The organism is Nostoc sp. NMS2, from assembly GCF_017115105.1.
Classification (GTDB): domain Bacteria; phylum Cyanobacteriota; class Cyanobacteriia; order Cyanobacteriales; family Nostocaceae; genus Nostoc.
Genome location: NZ_JABXKH010000031.1, coordinates 88,851 through 107,059, shown reverse-complemented (window position 1 = coordinate 107,059; position 18,209 = coordinate 88,851). Strand labels below are relative to the sequence as shown.

The following is an 18,209-nucleotide window of genomic DNA, read 5'->3' as shown; positions in this document are numbered from 1 at the left end:
GAGAGACTTAATTTTAATAATTCCCCCTTGTCCTCCTTGTCCCCCTGCTCCCCCCTGCCCCCTGCTCCCCTGCTCCCGACTCTCCACTCTCCACTCCCCATATTGCCTGTGTTAAAAATATGAAAGAATTTCAAAAATCTGGCAGAATTTGCAGTAAGCTCATTTTGAATTGTAGTGTTATTTAGTAGGAACTTTTACTATGGCAGCTTCCTTTTTGCCTTCGATCTTCGTTCCCATCATTGGTTGGGTTTTGCCAGCTATAACCTTCGCATTTCTGTTTTTATACATTGAAAGCGACGATATCAGCTGATTTAGTCATGAGTCATTAGTCATTAGTTATTTGCAAATGACAAATACTTCGGCTTACCTCGACTTCGCTCGGCACAAGTCGCTCAGTACAAGTGACAAATGACAAATGACCAAAATTAATACCGCCTATCTCATAGAGACAGGCGGTTTTTTTAAGGTTGATTTCTCAACAAATGCTAGAAAATTCTAACTTATAGTGTTCGGTTCAAACTAACTAATGTTAAATCGAAGAACCGAGTCCGGCATAGGCACCATAAAAGAAAATGCCCAAGACTGTAATTATACCTAAACCTGCGATCGTAGCGACGACCCACAGGGGAATTCTCCCACTTCCAGACACAGCTTCTCTCCTCCCTTAACAACAAATCAATACACGTTCAATAAACAAAAATTAACAAGAGTAGTTCCAGTTAGTTAAAGAAGTAACTAGAAAACAGAATCCCCAGAACGAAAACTAGTAGTAGTCCCAGGTATAGCGAAGTCCGGTTTAGTTCAACCGGCTGATTATTGGGATTGGGCGATCTTTCTGCCATAATTGCTCCTAACGGTGAATAAATTGCATTGCGGCGATCGCGCCTAAAAAGAATACAGTTGGTACACCTAATGTGTGTACTGCCAGCCATCTAACGGTAAAAATTGGATAGGTAACTGGTTGATTGATGTTATTGCCGCTAGTCATGATCTCAAACTACTTTCCAATAAATTGTTCAACTTGTTTTTTAGCTTCAAAACGGTTCTTCACAATTGGCACTTCTTGCCGCGCTGGTGTGAAATACTCGTTGGGACGAGGTGTACCAAAAGCATCATAAGCCAGCCCAGTGCTGACAAACAGCCAACCAGCAATAAACAATGCCGGGATGGTGATGCTGTGAATTACCCAGTAACGAACGCTAGTAATGATGTCCGAAAACGGACGTTCTCCAGTGGTACCTGACATTTATCTCCCTACCTTATACATAGAGTGTTATTGAGTTTATTATCCTACAAAGTTAAGAAAGAGTTACAAGTTGCAAAGTTCTTCTCAGAAATTGTTCGTTGGGCATTGGGAATGGGGCATTGGTTATTAATTCATCTCCCTCATCTCCCCACTCCCTCTTACTCACTAAGCGGCTTCTTGAGAAGTGGTTTCAGGGTTTGGGAGATATTTGAGCAAAACGCCGCGATCGCCAATTATAAATCCGCGTTCTGGCTCTAAGAACACAATCTTGTACAAATTAGCAGCAACTTCTTCTACCTCACGATCTTTTTCCCAGGTTTTACCACCGTCAGCACTTCGGAACAAATTACCGCTACCGCCACCGAGCCAAATTTCATCAGGTGTACGATATGCCAAATCTAGTAAACCCCAACTGGTGGATAACTCTGGATATTTTGCCTCTTGCCATTCTTCAGGTTTAGTCGGATCACTAAACTGTACTTGACCTCCTCTAGCTAGCAACCACAATTGCCCATTCTCCGTAAAACCCATGTTTTCTAACCGCCGAGAATTATTGCGGTTATGAGGTACCCAAGCATCTTGCCCTGGTTCCCAAGTCGAGTAGAAACTACCCTTAGCGGAAACCGCAATGTATTTACCATCAGCAGAACGTTCCAAGTTACGCACTACACCAACTGCTGATTCCACCTGGGCTTTCCAATTTTTGCCGCCGTCTGTGGTCTTATATATGGCTCCCACATCAGTAGCCATTTCAGCTGTATTATCTGCCAGTGCCTTAACTGCGATCGGGCTACCTGGTAGCTTTTCGCTCAGGGGAATACGCGACCAAGAAGCACCTTCATCGGTAGTGTGCAGCAACAGTCCAGGTTCTCCGGCAATCCAGCCTTCTTTACCTGCAAAACTTACTGAGTCAAAGCGATACTTTTGCTCATCCAGTTGCAGTGTTATTGGTTTCCAGGTATTACCACCGTCATTGGTTTCCAATAGGGTGGCATTGCTACCTACTAAGTAGCCATGCTCAGAGTTATTAGTAAAAGCAATATCCAGTAGATTCGAGTCTGTTGGTACAGAAATGACTTTCCAAGGGTTGTAGCTCACAGAAGGAACTTTGCTACAACCGATGCACATGATGACTACTATTAACAAGGCAGCTATTCGTTGCCAACCTTTCACAATTGAATGCATTAGTATTTCTTAAGTTGTTTCTAAATTTCTGTAGGTGTTCTCTAAAAGGTTTACCTTATACCAATTTCGGATTTTGGATTTTAGATTTGGAATGACAAAGCTTTCCAAAAATCCCAAAAAATCTTATCCCAATATGGTATTGAGGGTCATCGCCGCTCTACGGAACTGGTAAAACGACACAATTATGTGATTTTAATTACACGATAACTCCTTATTTCCCAAATAACGGCTGTCATTGTAAGCCGTAGAGACTGATAAAAAACAAGAAGCCAAGGGCTAAAGCGCCAAAAATTAAGATATTCTTTTGGGTTGGCGTTAGGTTATTGACACCCAAACCGTAACCGAGATTTTCTTTGAAACCGGATGCAGTACCGGCGGGGCCAATGTTGGCAAAAGCGGTTTTCTTGGCACTACAAACTGGACAGCGCCAATTTATAGGCAGTTCTGCAAAGAGTGTCCCCGAAGAAATATCATGCTTGTCGTCTCCCTTTTCGGGTTCGTAAACATAACCGCAGGCGCGACACTCATAGTGGTCTAACACTGGAGTCTCAACAGCTGGTTCGCTCATGGCTAGGGCCTCGCAAAGGAGAATTCTTAAATATACGTTAAAAATTATGACATAATTGTCAGGCTTTTCTATCACTATCAAAAGCTAATTAAATACTTGAAGTGTATCTATTTCCCAGATTTCAGAAAAACCAAACATATATAATGTAAAAGAAAGTAACGTAATTCAAGGGATTGGGCATTGGGCATTGGGCATTGGGCATTAGTTATTAATTCTTACTCCCCCTGCTCCCTCATCCCCCTCATCCCCCCACTCCCCACTTAAAATACTCCATAGCGGTAGATACTCATTGTGTTTGTCCTCAGCGGTTACGAGTACCTTCTAGGCTTCTTCATAATCTGTAGCCTAGTACCTGCCTTAGCGCTCTCAGCATCCAAGCTCCTACGACCTAGTAGTTACAGCCCAGAACGGCGCACCACTTATGAATCTGGTATGGAACCCATCGGGGGAGCCTGGATTCAGTTCAACATTCGCTACTATATGTTTGCTTTGGTCTTCGTCGTCTTTGATGTGGAGACTGTTTTCTTGTATCCTTGGGCAGTAGCTTTCCACCGTTTGGGGCTATTAGCTTTTATTGAAGCGCTAGTCTTTATTGCAATTCTTGTAGTCGCTTTAGTTTACGCATGGCGTAAAGGAGCTTTGGAATGGTCTTGAATTCTAACTTAACAACTCAGGACAAAGAGCGAATCATCAACCCCATTGAGCGGACTACAATCACTCAAGACCTTTCAGAAAACGTCATTTTGACGACGGTTGATGACCTCTACGACTGGGCGCGGCTTTCTAGTTTGTGGCCGTTGCTGTTTGGTACTGCTTGTTGCTTTATTGAGTTTGCAGCTTTAATTGGTTCCCGATTTGACTTTGACCGTTTTGGGCTAATTCCCCGTTCTAGCCCCCGCCAAGCTGATTTAATTATTACGGCAGGGACTATTACGATGAAGATGGCTCCCCAACTGGTGCGTCTTTATGAACAAATGCCAGAGCCGAAGTATGTAATTGCGATGGGAGCTTGTACAATTACTGGCGGGATGTTCAGTGTTGATTCCCCCACGGCAGTGCGCGGAGTCGATAAACTGATTCCTGTGGATGTGTACTTGCCTGGTTGTCCTCCCCGTCCAGAAGCAATTATCGACGCAATCATTAAGCTGCGGAAGAAAATCGCCAATGAATCGATGCAAGAGCGGGATAAAATTAAGCAAACTCACCGCTACTACAGCACGACTCATAACCTGAAGCCAGTAGAGGAAATCTTAACTGGTAAGTATTTGCAGTCAGACACTCGCTCTGCACCACCTAAGGAATTAGCAGAAGCGATTGGTATGCCAATACCACCTGCACTGCTGACAGAAAAGGCGCAAAAGGAGGAACAAACCCGTGGCTGAAGAAGAATCTAAACCAGTACCAGCAGAGAAAGAAGAGTCATTGGTACAGGCGGGTAAAGTTTCCCAGTGGTTAACGGAAAATGGCTTTGACCATGAGTTTTCAGCACCGGATAAGAATGGTGTAGAGATAATTAAGGTGGCGGCAGATTTCTTGCTTCCCACCGCTACAGCCCTTTATGCTTATGGGTTTAATTATCTCCAGTTTCAAGGTGGTGTTGACCTTGGGCCAGGACAGGAATTGGTGAGTGTGTATCACTTGAATAAAGTAGGTGATAATAGCGATCGCCCGGAAGAAGTTCGAGTTAAAGTGTTCTTACCACGGGAAAATCCTGTAGTGCCTTCTGTGTACTGGATTTGGAAGACCGCAGATTGGCAAGAGCGCGAGTCTTACGATATGTACGGCATTATCTACGAAGGACACCCAAATCTCAAGCGAATTTTGATGCCGGAAGATTGGGTAGGCTGGCCTTTGCGGAAGGATTACATCTCGCCTGATTTTTATGAGTTGCAGGACGCTTATTAGAGATTGCTGAATAGAGACGCGATGAATCGCGTCTGTACAATATAGTCCTGAGTTTCGGCAGTGATTAACCCCTTTCCGGTGGCGGAGAGGGGTTATGTTTTTGGTCTTTCATGTCAAGTTGGTTGACAAAATTTGCTGTAATTCATTGACTGTATTTACAGTTTTAATTGCCTGTTGAATTGCTTTTAATTTCCCGAATTGTAGACTCGTTATCACCTCCTTTGAGGATGGGTACAAATGGAAGTAGTGATGGTAATGGTTGTGCAAAGGCAATGTTTACATCGACTTCCCACAGATTTATGACACGGTAATCTTGAATAGCACGTAAACCAGCAATATTTAATGCGTAACTTGTCGGTATTTCAGCGTCACTTGCCTTGAGAATATTAATTAGTACTGGATACGTTGGCAAATTATATTTTTCTTCTGCGAGTGCTGTGTATGCACGCATCCTTCGCGGCATTTCCGGTTTTTAGCGGAGTTGTAATTCGTTAAGAACGAGAAATTTTCCATACTGGGGACTTTCGACACGGATTAAAACATCACTTTCTCGACTTAGCCACTGAAATTCTGAGTTGAGAATTTCGCCAGCAACAATATCAGGAATTGTGTTTTGAAGCAACTAGGAGAAATAGAGGAAGAATGAGCGATCGCTACAGTATGGTAATTCAATGGTCAGATGAGGATAATTGCTACTTGGTACACTTACCAGAATTCCCTTGGCAGCAATTCCACACTTATGGTAAGACTTATGAAGAAGCCGCTAAACATGGACATGAAGTGATTGAGTCTCTAATTGAATGGTATCAAGAACAAGGAAAACCTTTGCCAGAGCCAATTACTTTTCCTCAAAAACCGTTAAAAGTGGCTTAAATCTTTTTTCCAGCACGTAGGCATACCCCAGCGGAGCGATCGCTTTTCATCAGATTTAGGAAAGGTTAAGTAGCACCATAGTGATTTTATCTAAATTTGTGGGGGAGAGAGCTACACATAGCGTCTCGCAGATGAAGATACCGCTATCTGCATGGTATTTTAATTCACCTGGAGGTAATGAACTCTCACTATTTCTGCCGATAGCAACAATAGTTAGAGAGTTTGGTTAACTTAATTAGGGAAGTATCAAAGGGGGCAAAAACAAGAGCGTAGACGCAGAGCGGCTTGTAATCAGACATCGCTTTTCATGAGATTTAGGGTTAAGTAGCACCATCGTGATTTTATCTAAGTTTGTGTGAGAGTGCGATCGCTTTTGTCAAGTCAAAAACCTGAAACTGCGTAGGTTGGTTAGGAACGAAACCCAACCTTGTATCTTAGATTTGAGATTCCGATCTTGAGTTGTAGAGATACAACTTATCAACTATTCCCTCAAGCAATAGGCGATGGTTTTTATAGCATTTAAATAACTCTATAGACAGAAGAAGTGTCTAAAACGATTATTTAGCATTCCAACATATACTAGTAACGTATATTTGACTAGAATTAAAGTGTTATAGTGATTCTCGTTTGGATACCATCTACGGTAGGGGTTTACGGAAGTGCGCACTCTACGAAAGACATGCCAGTTTAGCTATAAGTTAATATCTACCGTTTTACGGGTATTAGAAAAATGAAGTTTACAGACTGGGCGACTAGGGTGCTACTAATCTGGCTGATGTTCGCCGCTCTAATTGTAGTGCTGCTAATTGGACGAGCGACAAAATTACAAAATAATTCGATAATATACCATCCATCTAATCCACAGGTTACAGCCTGGAGTCAATATCCTCAGGCACAATTCCAATCAGCAAAAGAGCTAGAGAAGAAATCTCAACGTATTCTCAAGTCCCCAGTCAAGACTAATAAGCCTGTAGCAAGGTACATAACCACTCAAGCTTTTGCAAAGTACAGACCTAGTTATCAAGTTGCTTCGGTTGATCCCAGTAACTATGGCGAACGGTACGCCCAAGATGTTAATGGCGTACCTCTCAACAACCAACCGATTGTCGTCCTCCATGAAACTGGTTATTCTGCTTCCAGCGCTATTAATTTCTTTCAAGTAGCCCATAACGATGAAAGTGTGCAAGCAAGTTACCACGCTTTAATCAAGCTAGACGGGGTAGTGGTTTATCTAGTACCGCCAGAAAAGCGAGCTTTTGGTGCAGCTAACTCAGTATTTGAGAGTCCACAGGGATTGGAAACTGTGCAGACTAATCCGAAGTTACCTGCGTCTGTGAATAATTTTGCTTATCACGTTTCTCTGGAAACACCGCCAGATAGTTATGACAGTAGCAGTCAACAAACTCATAGCGGCTACACAGAGTATCAATATAAATCTCTTGCTTGGTTAATTGCTCAAAGTCAAGTTCCAGATTATCGAATCACTACTCATCATCTCGTAGACCGTTCTGGTAAAAAAGTTGACCCAATCAATTTTGATGGTAATAAATTTCTGAGTTTACTTAATACTTTTCGTCAGGTTAGACCAATTTATAGAGCAAGTAAATAATTTATTCGTAAGGTGCGTTATGCTACGCGATAATACACCCTACAAAATTTATTGAACCAGGCTATTTACTAAAGCTATAGATTTGCTGCTTTTCCAGGCGATCGCTAATTGATGAAGGCAGTGTACCATCTGAGAAGGTCTGTCGATCCAGTTGGACTTGTAAATTACTCAAGGGATCGCAACCAGAGGAAATCAGAAATTCTAGTTTTTGGATGTATGGCAAGGTTGCGAGGTTGTCCAGAATTTGGAAAATAGCCTGTATATAAGGATGACCACTTTGTTGATACCAATCAGAGCTAGCAACTTTTGCTTGATCTAAACCCAAGTGTACTGTCAAAGATGGCTCGTCAAATATAGCGATCGCTAACGGACGCGCTTCTTCTTGCAATAATAAATCATTACTTTTCGCTAAATGTCGCAGTTTCTCTAAGCGTTCATAACGTTCCGTCACAGCTTCCGGGTCATCTTGCCAATGGATTGCTACTGTCACCAGATAAGTCTGTAACAGCATGTGACCCAGCTTTTTCGCCTTTGTTGCCAGGTAATAAGAATTGTAGTCGGTTGCTTCAATTAACAATGGCACGCGATCTACTACTTCTAACCCATAGCCCTTAACTCCAGCAATTTTACGGGGATTATTGGTAATCAAACGAATCTTTTTAATACCCAAATCCATCAGCATTTGTGCGCCCATCCCGTAGTCTCGTAAGTCAGCAGGAAATCCTAAACGCTCGTTTGCCTCTACTGTATCCAGTCCCATATCCTGCAATGAGTAGGCTTTTAGCTTGTTAATCAAGCCGATGCCCCGTCCTTCTTGACGCAGGTATACAACTACACCTTGACCAGCAGCCTCAATCATTTTCAGTGCGGCTTCTAACTGCATCCGACAATCGCAGCGCAAAGAACCTAAAGCATCACCAGTTAAGCATTCTGAGTGCATCCGCACCATTACTGGCTCATCTTTGAAGTTAGCTAGATCGCCCTTGACAATTGCAACGTGTTCTGTGTTGTCTAGTGTATGGCGGTAGGCATAAATTTCAAATTGGCCGAATTGACTAGGTAGTTTGGTAATTACCTCACGATACACCAGGCGATCGTGCTGTAGGCGATAGCTGATTAAATCCGCAATACTAATTATTTTTAAATTGTGACGTTTGGCATATTCAAATAACTGTTGCAACCGCGCCATTGAACCATCGGGGTTTTGAATTTCACAAATTACTCCGGCTGGATATAGCCCTGCCAGTCGAGATAAGTCTACAGCTGCTTCCGTATGCCCTGCGCGTTTGAGTACGCCTCCAGCTTTCGCTCGAATGGGGAAAATATGACCAGGACGACGTAAATCGGTAGGTTTTGTGGCTGGATTGAGAGTAACCTGGATAGTGCGGGCGCGGTCTTCTGCTGAGATGCCGGTGGTGACACCCAATTCTGGGCCAGCATCAATGCTAACAGTGAAGGCAGTTTGGTTGGTATCTGTAATGTTGCTTACCATCAAAGGTAAGTCTAGCTCGTCTAAGCGATCGCCTGTCATTGCCAAACAAATCAGCCCTCTAGCCTCCACCGCCATGAAATTAATCGTGTCAGGTGTGGCAAATTGGGCAGCACAAATTAAGTCGCCTTCATTTTCTCTATTTTCATCATCTACCACTACAATTACACGACCAGCTTTTAGGTCTGCTAAAGCGGCATCAATCGAATCAAATTTAAAAGCTTGGGTAGTATTAGGCTGTGACACAGATAGATTTCCAGCTACCAACGTAAATTTTTTTTACAATTTCTTATTTTAGATTGTAGCTCCTTTATAAGGCAGAGAAGTAGACTAGCAATGATTTGATAACGGGGCAAAAATTTCTACCGTTCAAAGTGGGGATTTAAAGTGCAGCGACAGTGAAGGATTAGGGAGAGGGAGCAGGGAGTGGGGAGTGGGGAGTGGAGAGTCGGGAGCAGGGGAGCAGGGGGACAAGGAGGACAAGGGGGAATTATTAAAATTAAGTCTCTCCCTTGTCTCCTCCCTCTTCCTTGTCTCCCTTGTCTCTTTTCCATGCCCAATACTTCGACTTCGCTCAGTACAAGTGGCCAATGCTCCCCCTTTGGGGTGTTTTGTACGCTGTGAGTCTAGTCGCTGATATTGTTGATAGCTGAGAACGAATTAACTATTCATGGGATAAGGATTTCAGATCATGGGCAAATTTAGACGCGTACCCGTTGGGATTGTTGGCGCGTCGGGCTATGGCGGAGTACAGTTAGTACGGCTACTGATGGATCATCCAGAAGTCGAACTGGTTTATTTAGGCGGTGAGAGTAGTATTGGTAAATCCTTTGGGGATTTGTACCCACATCTGGCTCATGCAGCTAATCTACCAATAGAAGCGGTAGAACCAGAAATAATTGCTCATCGCTGTGAAGTAGTTTTCCTGTCTTTACCAAATGGTCTGGCTTGCCAAATCGCGCCCAAGCTTTTAGAAAAAGGATGTAAAGTACTGGATCTGAGTGCAGATTATCGGTTCAGTGATTTGACAACTTATACAAATTGGTATGGCATTGAGAGAAACGATCGCACCATTGCAGCTACAGCAGTTTATGGATTACCAGAACTTTATCGCGATCGCATTGCCGAAGCTCAACTTATTGGCTGTCCTGGTTCCTATCCCACTGCTAGTCTCCTTGCACTTTCGCCACTCTTAAAGCAAGGCTTAATCGTCCCAGAAACAGCTATTATCGATGCCAAGGCTGGCACATCTAGCAGTGGACGGCAACCTCAAACCAACTTATTACTATCTGAAGCAGATAATTCCATTGCAGCTTTCAATATCGGTCGTCACCGTCACACCCCAGAAATTGAGCAAATTTGCAGTGACTTAGCTGGTCACGAACTGATGATCCAATTTACACCACACCTTGTCCCAATGGTACGCGGGATTTTGGCAACAGTATATGCTAAGATGAGCGATCCAGGTCTAGTGCGAGATGACTTAATCACAATTTTCTCAGCCTTCTACCGCAACTCTCCTTGGGTAAAAGTCTGCGGTAGCGGCATTTACCCCCAAACTAAATGGGCGAGTGGTAGTAATCTTTGTTATATCGGTGTAGAAGTTGACCCGCGCACAGGTCGCGTGATTGTCATGTCAGCAATTGACAATCTAATTAAAGGTCAAGCGGGTCAAGCTATCCAATGTATGAACTTGATGATGGGCTGGGATGAAACCTTGGGGTTGCCCAAGTTGGGATTTTATCCTTAATTGGGGAGATGGGGCTACGGTGTCTACACCGTATCGCTTTTCACCTCACCCTCGCTTTTAGCGTAGCTAAAATCTTTCCCTCTCCTTAGTAAGGCTACGGTGTATACACAAGTCTGAAAAACTACATCAACCTAAGATTGCAGTGCGTTACGCTGGCGTGATAAAGCTAAATTGTTGCAATCATGCCGATGCCTGGGGTGGGCTACGCCTACGCATTTGTTATTTCGGCGAACTCATTTGTTATTTCGGCGTACTCATTTGTTATTTCAGCGAACGCATTTGTTATTTCGGCGAACGCATTTGTTATTTCGGCGAACTCATTTGTTATTTCGGCGTACTCATTTGTTATTTCAGCGAACGCATTTGTTATTTCGGCGATGCCTACGGCGGGCTTCACCTACGCATTTGTTATTTCGGCGTGTCCATAACGTACCCCACGAAATTACTAGAAGAGTTGAAACCTATGCTGGTCATACTTGTGTGTACACCGTAGCCTTAGTAAGGAGAGGGATACCCGACAGGGCAGGGTGAGGTTTTGCGGGAATGAGTGGGTAATTCAAGGACTTGTGTGTACATCGTAGCCGGAGTTCCCAGAGGGATGCCCGACACGGCAGAGTGAGATTTCGATTACAACAACAAAAATGACTCGCGCCAAGAAGTACAGGGGCTTTTGTCAACGAGATAAATCAAAACCAAAACCAGCCAGCAAGTCAAACTGGGGAAGTCACCTGCTGGCTGGTCATACAATTAGCCTGAATAAAAGTAAGCACAAATCCTCACCTAGTCAACTCAAGTTTGGGAGCAGTGCCAGGTATTGGGTCGCCCCGAACTTGAGTTGTGGTAGATAAGTTTATCCAAGCTAATAGAGCATTTGACGGAAGTTGCATTTATGAGGCATAAAATAGATGTCGTCCGAGATTATTCTTTTCCTCCCCCCCTTCCCCTCCCATCCGGACCGTACGGATTATTTACCCGTTTTTTCCACCCCCAACGCGCCGCCGCCCATCACCGCCCGCACCACCACGGTCTCGGGGTCCCACGCCCATCACCGCCCGGACCACAGGTATCGTCTGTGATCGATGGATCGCTGGGCATATATAGTCCCGTCGGGGTCGGGGTCTTTTGGTTGAGTCGCTCCCCCGCAACTACTCGCCCCTCTTCCCTAGCGCCCCCAGAGCCTCCACCCCCAACGCGCCGCCGCCCATCACCGCCCACACCATCGGGCTCGTCTGTGATCGATGGATCGCTGGGCATATATAGTCCCGTCGGGGTCGGGGTCTTTTGGTTGAGTCGCTCCCCCGCAACTACTCGCCCCTCTTCCCTAGCCCCCAGAGCCTCTGCCGCCGACAAATCCACCCCCAAAGCGCCCCCCACAACCGCAACCAAACCCGCTGACACACAAACCCGCCGACAAACCGCCCACAAGATTTGCGTTGAAGATTGAGTTTTCTTTATCGCGTCGGATGTATCTCCACCGATTCGTAAGTTGGTTTCCGCGTTTGTTGTTTTCATCTTTCTTATCCAAAGTAGATGGTGAAGTCTCTAGGGAATGCTACCCTTTTTTGTCTGTTTTATTGGATATGGATACTACAAAAAAGATTTAAAGAAACGTTCACTATTGTCATTCTGAGCGAAACGAAGTGCAGGAAAGAGCGAAGCGTGTCTGAAAGACATCGAATCGTGAGATCGGCGCTTGCGGGAAGAAGCCACTTCCTGTCTACATTGCGCTGAGTTCCAAGGGCACACGCTGCGCCGATTCGTAGCTTTTTTGCAGGAGGCACGCTCCATTCAGCATGACCGATGAATTTACACATTTGGGATGCTGCCCTGAGTCTTCTGTGTATCATAATCAGCGATTTGATAGTTCCCTCCCCGCGAGTTCGGGGAGGGGAGGTTTTGGCGTAAGACAAAACCGAGGTGGGGTGAGGCGACAATTACCGACGAGTACAATAAGGCATGATATGAGGTAATGACAAGGGTTTCACTTTAAGTTGATACGTATGGGAGAAGTTGTGCCCCCTCATCTCCCCTATCTCCCTCATTTCCCCCTTCCCCGGTGCTCCCCCTGCTCTTATCTCGGTCCCATTCCCACAGTACCGGCATAAATTGCGCGATCGCCTAGTTCATCTTCAATTCGCAGCAAACGATTATATTTTGCTACTCGTTCGCTGCGACAGAGGGAACCTGTTTTGATTTGACCAGCACGGGTTGCTACAGCTAAATCAGCGATCGTTGTGTCTTCTGTTTCACCAGAACGATGGCTAATTACTGAACGAATGCTGTTACGAGTTGCCAAATCAATTGTTTCTAAGGTTTCGGTGAGAGAACCAATTTGATTGAGTTTAATCAAAATAGCGTTAGCGGCTTTTTCCTGGATACCTCTTTGTAAGCGAGTAGCGTTGGTAACAAACAAATCATCTCCTACCAATTGCACCCGCGAACCTAATTTCTGGGTCAGCAATTGCCAACTTTGCCAATCTTCTTCGTGCAAACCATCCTCAATTGATACTATTGGGTATTGGTCAACAAGTTGTCCTAAATAATCAATAAACTCAGCCGGGGTGTGAGGTTTACCATCGTAAACATACTGACCATTTTTGTAAAATTCGCTAGCTGCCACATCTAAAGCCAAAGCTACTTCTTCTCCTGGCTTATAACCAGCTTTCTTAATGGCAGCAACCAGCAATTCCAAAGCCACTTGATTAGATTCTAAGTTAGGGGCAAAACCGCCTTCGTCGCCTACACCAGTAAGCAAACCTTTTTCATCTAATACTTGACTGAGGGTAGCAAACACCTCTGCACCCCAGCGCAATGCTTCCCGGAAGGAAGTTGCGCCAATTGGGACAATCATAAACTCTTGAAAGTCTACGTTGTTTGATGCGTGTGCGCCACCGTTAATTACGTTCATCAACGGCACTGGGAGCAAATTCGCTAAAGGGCCACCCAAATAGCGATATAGGGGAATTTCCAGAGATTCTGCACCTGCTTTGGCTGCTGCTAAGGAAACCCCCAAAATCGCATTCGCGCCCAAATTGGATTTGTTAGCAGAACCATCTATGGCGATCATTGTGCGGTCTAGCAGTTCTTGGTTGAGGGCATCCAAGCCTAGTAATTTTGGCGCAAGTGCTTCTTTGACGTTTTGTACTGCCTTGAGTACGCCTTTGCCCCCATAACGGCTTTTATCGCCATCACGCAGTTCGTGAGCCTCAAAAGTGCCTGTGGAAGCACCACTGGGAACCTGCGCTAGTCCGACAACACCGTTGGCTAAATGTACTTCGGCTTCAATTGTTGGTCTACCGCGTGAATCAAGAATTTCACGGGCTGCGATCGCAACAATTGCAGTATCTAGAAATTTACTCATCTGTACTTTATCCTTTTTTCGAGTCTGTTACGCATCCAGTCCAGTTGCCTAACCCAATCGCTAGCTTATGCTGTTAAAAGACTTTATTGGCTGAGATTAAAGAAGATTTCCATTGTATGGATAGGGAGCAAGCCAAAAATGGGTAAGGGAATGTTTATTTAATTCTTTGGCTGATGGCATTTCTACCTGACGACTTTCAGCTAGGTAAAATGTTTGCAGAGAATAACACTAAATCACTTACACAGAAAAGGTCAATATGCGATTACTACACACAATGCTACGGGTAGGCAACCTGGAAGAGTCCTTAAAGTTTTATTGTGAACTTTTGGGTATGAAATTACTGCGCCGAAACGATTATCCAGGGGGAGAATTTACCTTAGCTTTTGTGGGCTATGGTGACGAAAGCGATAACGCAGTGATTGAACTAACATACAACTGGGGAGTGGAAAAATACGAATTGGGTAATGCTTACGGTCACATTGCCCTTGGGGTTGATGATATTTACGCTACCTGTGAGGAAATCCGCAATCAGGGCGGTAAAGTTGTACGGGAACCCGGGCCGATGAAACATGGTTCGACAGTAATTGCTTTTGTGGAAGATCCAGATGGGTATAAAATTGAACTGATTCAACTGGGATCTCAAGGTTCAGCAGTCAAACAGGAATCACAAGAGCAACTTGTGAGTCAGTAATTCTTATAATTAAGAATATGTAGCGGTTCTCATTTGAAGGCAATAAAGCTGTAGGAAAATACCCACTGATGTCTTGAAAAGTTGAACCAGATGCGGGTAGATTGATTTTCCCGCAGATGGGTGTCTCGTGCGTCTGCTTAACAGAGTGCGAGACTTTTCCCTTTTGCATACCCTTTTTAGACGGGTTAGGTGATCTCCTCTGCGTAAATGCTATTAACGTGAGTTCGACAGACCTCTCCCTCCCAGCCTCCCTCTCCTAAAAGGCGAGGGAGGAGTAATGAAATTAGAGGGTTTTTGCTCCCCTCTCCTCGTAGGAGAGGGGCTGGGGGAGAGGTCAAAATAGCACTCGTCGAACTCACGTGCTATTAGTATCAGCAACACTAAGGGACTTCCAAGAAATAAATTATCCAAATAAACGAACCACAGAGACAAGGCAGCGCGGTCTTGGGGGTTTCCCCCATGAGCGACTGCCGTACAGAGAACACAGAGAGAGGAGGAATAGAGAGAGTTTTTGGGTCAGTTTTGTTTGGAACATTTTTTTATTTGGAAGTCCCTAAGAGCATAAGCGTAGCCCGTCATAGACATCACTCTAATAACACAATCTAGCAAAGTCAGTTCAGAATAGTGTTTTCGTTTTAAATTAGGAAATAGGTAATAGATCAAACTATCACCAAATTACCAATCCTAGATTGCCACTGGAGATACACGCGGACATACGCTGAGAATGCTTGGATAATTAAGGACTGGAGATCAGGGGAGAATTCCAAACTCTTTTAACTCTAAACTCCCAATCCCCAAGCCCTAAACTAAAAATCAAAATTCTAAAATTATAAAGATGCAACCTACAGATCCGAATAAATTTACTGATAAAGCCTGGGAAGCAATTGTTAAATCTCAGGATATAGTCCGTGCTTATCAACAACAGCAACTAGATGTTGAACATTTAATTATTGCCCTGTTAGAAGAACCTACGAGTCTAGCAATACGTATCCTGGCTCGATCTGAGGTCGATCCAATCCGCTTTCAACAGCAGCTAGAAGCCTTTATCCAACGTCAGCCCAAAGTTGGTAAAAGCGATCAGCTTTATCTTAGCCGTAGTTTAGATGTTTTACTAGACAAAGCCGAGGAAGCTAGAGTCAGGATGAAAGACTCCTACATTTCTGTGGAACACATACTTTTAGCTTTTGCTGAAGACGATCGCATCGGACGAAAGATCCTCAAAAGCTTTAGTGCCGATACCGCTAAACTAGAAGCTACTATCAAAGTCGTTCGTGGTAGCCAAAAGGTAACAGATCAAACGCCAGAATCGCGCTATGAAGCCTTACAAAAATTTGGCAGAGATTTGACAGAACAGGCAAAAGCTGGAAAACTCGACCCAGTAATTGGGCGAGATGACGAAATTCGGCGGGTAATTCAAGTATTGTCTCGTCGGAGCAAAAATAACCCCGTATTGATTGGTGAACCTGGGGTAGGTAAAACTGCGATCGCAGAAGCTTTAGCACAACGGATGGTAAACGGTGATGTTCCCGAATCTCTGAAAAACCGCAAGTTGATCTCGTTAGATATCGGCAGTTTAATTGCTGGAGCAAAATTGCGAGGCGAATTTGAAGAACGCCTAAAAGCAGTTCTCAAAGAAGTTACTGAATCTAACGGTGACATTGTTCTGTTTATTGACGAACTACATACCGTAGTTGGCGCAGGTTCCACTCAACAAGGGGCAATGGATGCCGGAAATTTACTCAAACCAATGCTGGCGCGGGGAGAACTGCGTTGTATTGGCGCAACTACCCTAGATGAGTTCCGCAAACACATTGAGAAAGATGCTGCTTTAGAACGTCGCTTTCAGCAAGTATTTGTGGATCAGCCAAGTGTGGAAAATACTATTTCCATTTTGCGGGGGTTGAAAGAACGCTATGAAGTGCATCACAATGTCAAAATTTCTGATTCGGCCTTAGTAGCAGCAGCAACCCTGTCAGCGCGTTATATTAGCGATCGCTTCTTACCAGATAAAGCCATCGATTTGGTAGATGAAGCAGCAGCACAGTTGAAAATGGAGATTACCTCCAAACCAGCAGAATTGGAAACCATCGATCGCCGCCTCATGCAGTTAGAAATGGAAAAGCTGTCATTAGCTGGCGAAGAAAAGGGTACTCCCCAAACTAAAGAGCGTTTGCAGCGCATTGAGCAAGAAATCGCCAATTTAACTGAAAAACAGCAAATATTTAATGAACAATGGCAAGGTGAAAAGCAGCTATTAGAGGCAATAAGCGCCTTAAAAAAAGAAGAAGATGCGCTGCGAGTACAAATTGAACAAGCAGAACGCGCTTATGACCTCAATAAAGCTGCTCAACTGAAGTATGGCAAATTGGAAGGAGTGCAGCACGATCGCGAAGCCAAAGAAGCCAGCCTTTTAGAAATTCAAAACCAAGGTTCGACGTTGCTGCGAGAACAAGTCACTGAAGCTGATATTGCCGAAATCGTCGCCAAATGGACAGGAATTCCCGTCAATCGCTTGTTGGAATCGGAACGGCAAAAATTGCTGCAATTAGAAAGTCATTTACATCAACGAGTCATTGGGCAAGAAGAGGCTGTAGAAGCGGTATCAGCAGCGATTCGCCGCGCCCGTGCGGGGATGAAAGACCCGTCGCGCCCCATTGGTTCATTTTTGTTCATGGGCCCCACAGGTGTGGGCAAAACCGAACTCGCCCGTGCTTTAGCTCAGTTTCTCTTTGATTCTGATGATGCCTTAGTGCGCTTGGATATGTCTGAATATATGGAAAAACACTCAGTTTCTCGGTTAGTGGGTGCGCCTCCAGGATATGTAGGATATGAAGAAGGCGGTCAACTTTCCGAGGCAGTTCGCCGCCGTCCTTATTCAGTGGTGCTGCTGGATGAAGTGGAAAAAGCGCATCCCGATGTATTCAATATTTTGTTGCAGGTGTTAGATGACGGGAGAATTACTGACTCTCAGGGAAGGACGGTAGATTTTCGCAACAGCGTTATTGTGATGACTAGTAACATTGGTAGCGAACATATCTTGGATGTAGCTGGTGATGATTCCCAGTATGAAACGATGCGGAAGCGGGTAATGGAAGGTTTGCGATCGCATTTCCGCCCCGAATTTCTCAACCGCGTTGATGATATTATTCTCTTCCATACCCTCAATCGCACGGAAATGCGGCATATCATCCGTATTCAACTCAAGCGAGTAGAAAATCTCCTGCGCGAGCAAAAAATCTTCTTTGAGATATCCCAATCAGCTTGCGATCACCTTGTCGAATCAGGCTATGACCCAGTTTATGGTGCGCGTCCACTCAAACGCGCAATTCAGCGAGAAGTAGAAAACCCCCTCGCCACCAAGTTATTGGAGAATACTTTTATCTCTGGAGACACGATTATCATTGACAAAAATGAAAATGGTCTGTCTTTTAGCAAAAAAGTGCCAGTGAAGGTGTCAGTACCACAGATTGCTACATAGTCAGAGGAGGCGATCGCTACATCAGTTTATATTTAGTAATGTATGTGCGATCGC

General features: G+C 44.5%; 17 protein-coding genes and 1 pseudogene. 9 read left to right on the top strand and 9 right to left on the bottom strand.

Going from position 1 to position 18,209, the window contains the following annotated elements; genetic code table 11:
• Positions 1-199: 199 nt before the first annotated feature.
• Positions 200-310: a photosystem I reaction center subunit VIII gene (locus HWQ36_RS03415; RefSeq protein ID WP_084227157.1), complete on the top strand. Its 111-nt coding sequence runs from the start codon at positions 200-202 to the stop codon at positions 308-310.
• A 219-nt stretch (positions 311-529) separates the two neighbouring features.
• On the opposite strand, the gene HWQ36_RS03410 is transcribed toward HWQ36_RS03415, so the two are convergent.
• The 6 genes from HWQ36_RS03410 to HWQ36_RS03385 all read right to left on the bottom strand — a co-directional run bounded on the left by HWQ36_RS03410 (position 530) and on the right by HWQ36_RS03385 (position 2,999).
• A complete protein-coding gene (locus HWQ36_RS03410) occupies positions 530-649 on the bottom strand; it encodes a photosystem II reaction center protein J (protein WP_012411803.1) in 120 nt (39 codons plus the stop codon).
• A 70-nt stretch (positions 650-719) separates the two neighbouring features.
• On the bottom strand, positions 720-842 hold the full coding sequence (locus HWQ36_RS03405; protein WP_094332364.1) for a photosystem II reaction center protein L: 123 nt from the start codon (positions 840-842) through the stop codon (positions 720-722).
• Positions 843-850: 8 nt separating this feature from the next.
• The gene (gene psbF, locus HWQ36_RS03400) at positions 851-988 is read right to left on the bottom strand and encodes a cytochrome b559 subunit beta (RefSeq protein WP_012411801.1); all 138 of its coding nucleotides are present in this window, start codon (positions 986-988) and stop codon (positions 851-853) included.
• Between the two features lie 9 nt (positions 989-997).
• Entirely contained in the window at positions 998-1,246 is a 249-nt protein-coding gene (gene psbE, locus HWQ36_RS03395; RefSeq protein ID WP_012411800.1) for a cytochrome b559 subunit alpha, read from the bottom strand.
• A 165-nt stretch (positions 1,247-1,411) separates the two neighbouring features.
• On the bottom strand, positions 1,412-2,431 hold the full coding sequence (locus HWQ36_RS03390) for a photosynthesis system II assembly factor Ycf48 (protein ID WP_292698063.1): 1,020 nt from the start codon (positions 2,429-2,431) through the stop codon (positions 1,412-1,414).
• 232 nt (positions 2,432-2,663) lie between these two features.
• Positions 2,664-2,999: a rubredoxin gene (locus tag HWQ36_RS03385; protein WP_292698061.1), complete on the bottom strand. Its 336-nt coding sequence runs from the start codon at positions 2,997-2,999 to the stop codon at positions 2,664-2,666.
• 291 nt (positions 3,000-3,290) lie between these two features.
• On the opposite strand from HWQ36_RS03385, the gene ndhC reads away from it, so the two are divergent.
• Genes ndhC through HWQ36_RS03370 form a run of 3 tightly spaced genes read left to right on the top strand, consistent with a single transcriptional unit; the run spans position 3,291 to position 4,904 of the window.
• Complete coding sequence (ndhC, locus tag HWQ36_RS03380; RefSeq protein ID WP_104908259.1) at positions 3,291-3,653, top strand: photosynthetic/respiratory NAD(P)H-quinone oxidoreductase subunit C; 363 nt, start codon at positions 3,291-3,293, stop codon at positions 3,651-3,653.
• The gene (ndhK, locus tag HWQ36_RS03375) at positions 3,644-4,381 is read left to right on the top strand and encodes a photosynthetic/respiratory NAD(P)H-quinone oxidoreductase subunit K (RefSeq protein ID WP_292698056.1); all 738 of its coding nucleotides are present in this window, start codon (positions 3,644-3,646) and stop codon (positions 4,379-4,381) included. The genes ndhC and ndhK overlap by 10 nt, the downstream gene beginning before the upstream one ends.
• Positions 4,374-4,904: an NAD(P)H-quinone oxidoreductase subunit J gene (locus tag HWQ36_RS03370; protein WP_292698054.1), complete on the top strand. Its 531-nt coding sequence runs from the start codon at positions 4,374-4,376 to the stop codon at positions 4,902-4,904. Before ndhK ends, HWQ36_RS03370 begins: the two co-directional genes overlap by 8 nt.
• 190 nt (positions 4,905-5,094) lie before the next feature.
• Here HWQ36_RS03370 and HWQ36_RS03365 read toward each other — a convergent pair.
• Positions 5,095-5,511 (bottom strand): annotated as a pseudogene (locus tag HWQ36_RS03365) (transposase); the annotation flags it as partial.
• A gap of 35 nt (positions 5,512-5,546) precedes the next feature.
• Between HWQ36_RS03365 and HWQ36_RS03360 the strand changes: the two are divergent.
• Positions 5,547-5,777, top strand: coding sequence for a type II toxin-antitoxin system HicB family antitoxin (locus HWQ36_RS03360; protein ID WP_292698052.1), 231 nt, complete (start codon positions 5,547-5,549; stop codon positions 5,775-5,777).
• A gap of 730 nt (positions 5,778-6,507) precedes the next feature.
• A complete protein-coding gene (locus HWQ36_RS03355) occupies positions 6,508-7,386 on the top strand; it encodes a peptidoglycan recognition family protein (RefSeq protein WP_292698050.1) in 879 nt (292 codons plus the stop codon).
• A gap of 61 nt (positions 7,387-7,447) precedes the next feature.
• Here HWQ36_RS03355 and ribBA read toward each other — a convergent pair whose 3' ends face one another.
• Positions 7,448-9,121: a bifunctional 3,4-dihydroxy-2-butanone-4-phosphate synthase/GTP cyclohydrolase II gene (gene ribBA, locus HWQ36_RS03350; RefSeq protein ID WP_292698048.1), complete on the bottom strand. Its 1,674-nt coding sequence runs from the start codon at positions 9,119-9,121 to the stop codon at positions 7,448-7,450.
• Positions 9,122-9,566: 445 nt separating this feature from the next.
• Here ribBA and argC point away from each other — a divergent pair, with 445 nt between their 5' ends.
• Positions 9,567-10,625: an N-acetyl-gamma-glutamyl-phosphate reductase gene (gene argC, locus HWQ36_RS03345; protein WP_292698046.1), complete on the top strand. Its 1,059-nt coding sequence runs from the start codon at positions 9,567-9,569 to the stop codon at positions 10,623-10,625.
• A gap of 2,071 nt (positions 10,626-12,696) precedes the next feature.
• Here the strand turns inward: argC and eno are convergent.
• A complete protein-coding gene (gene eno, locus HWQ36_RS03340; protein WP_292698044.1) occupies positions 12,697-13,986 on the bottom strand; it encodes a phosphopyruvate hydratase in 1,290 nt (429 codons plus the stop codon).
• A gap of 256 nt (positions 13,987-14,242) precedes the next feature.
• Here eno and gloA point away from each other — a divergent pair, with 256 nt between their 5' ends.
• Both gloA and clpB read left to right on the top strand, forming a co-directional pair.
• Positions 14,243-14,677, top strand: coding sequence for a lactoylglutathione lyase (gene gloA, locus HWQ36_RS03335; protein WP_292698042.1), 435 nt, complete (start codon positions 14,243-14,245; stop codon positions 14,675-14,677).
• 835 nt (positions 14,678-15,512) lie between these two features.
• Positions 15,513-18,155: an ATP-dependent chaperone ClpB gene (clpB, locus tag HWQ36_RS03330; protein ID WP_292698040.1), complete on the top strand. Its 2,643-nt coding sequence runs from the start codon at positions 15,513-15,515 to the stop codon at positions 18,153-18,155.
• Positions 18,156-18,209 lie beyond the last annotated feature (54 nt).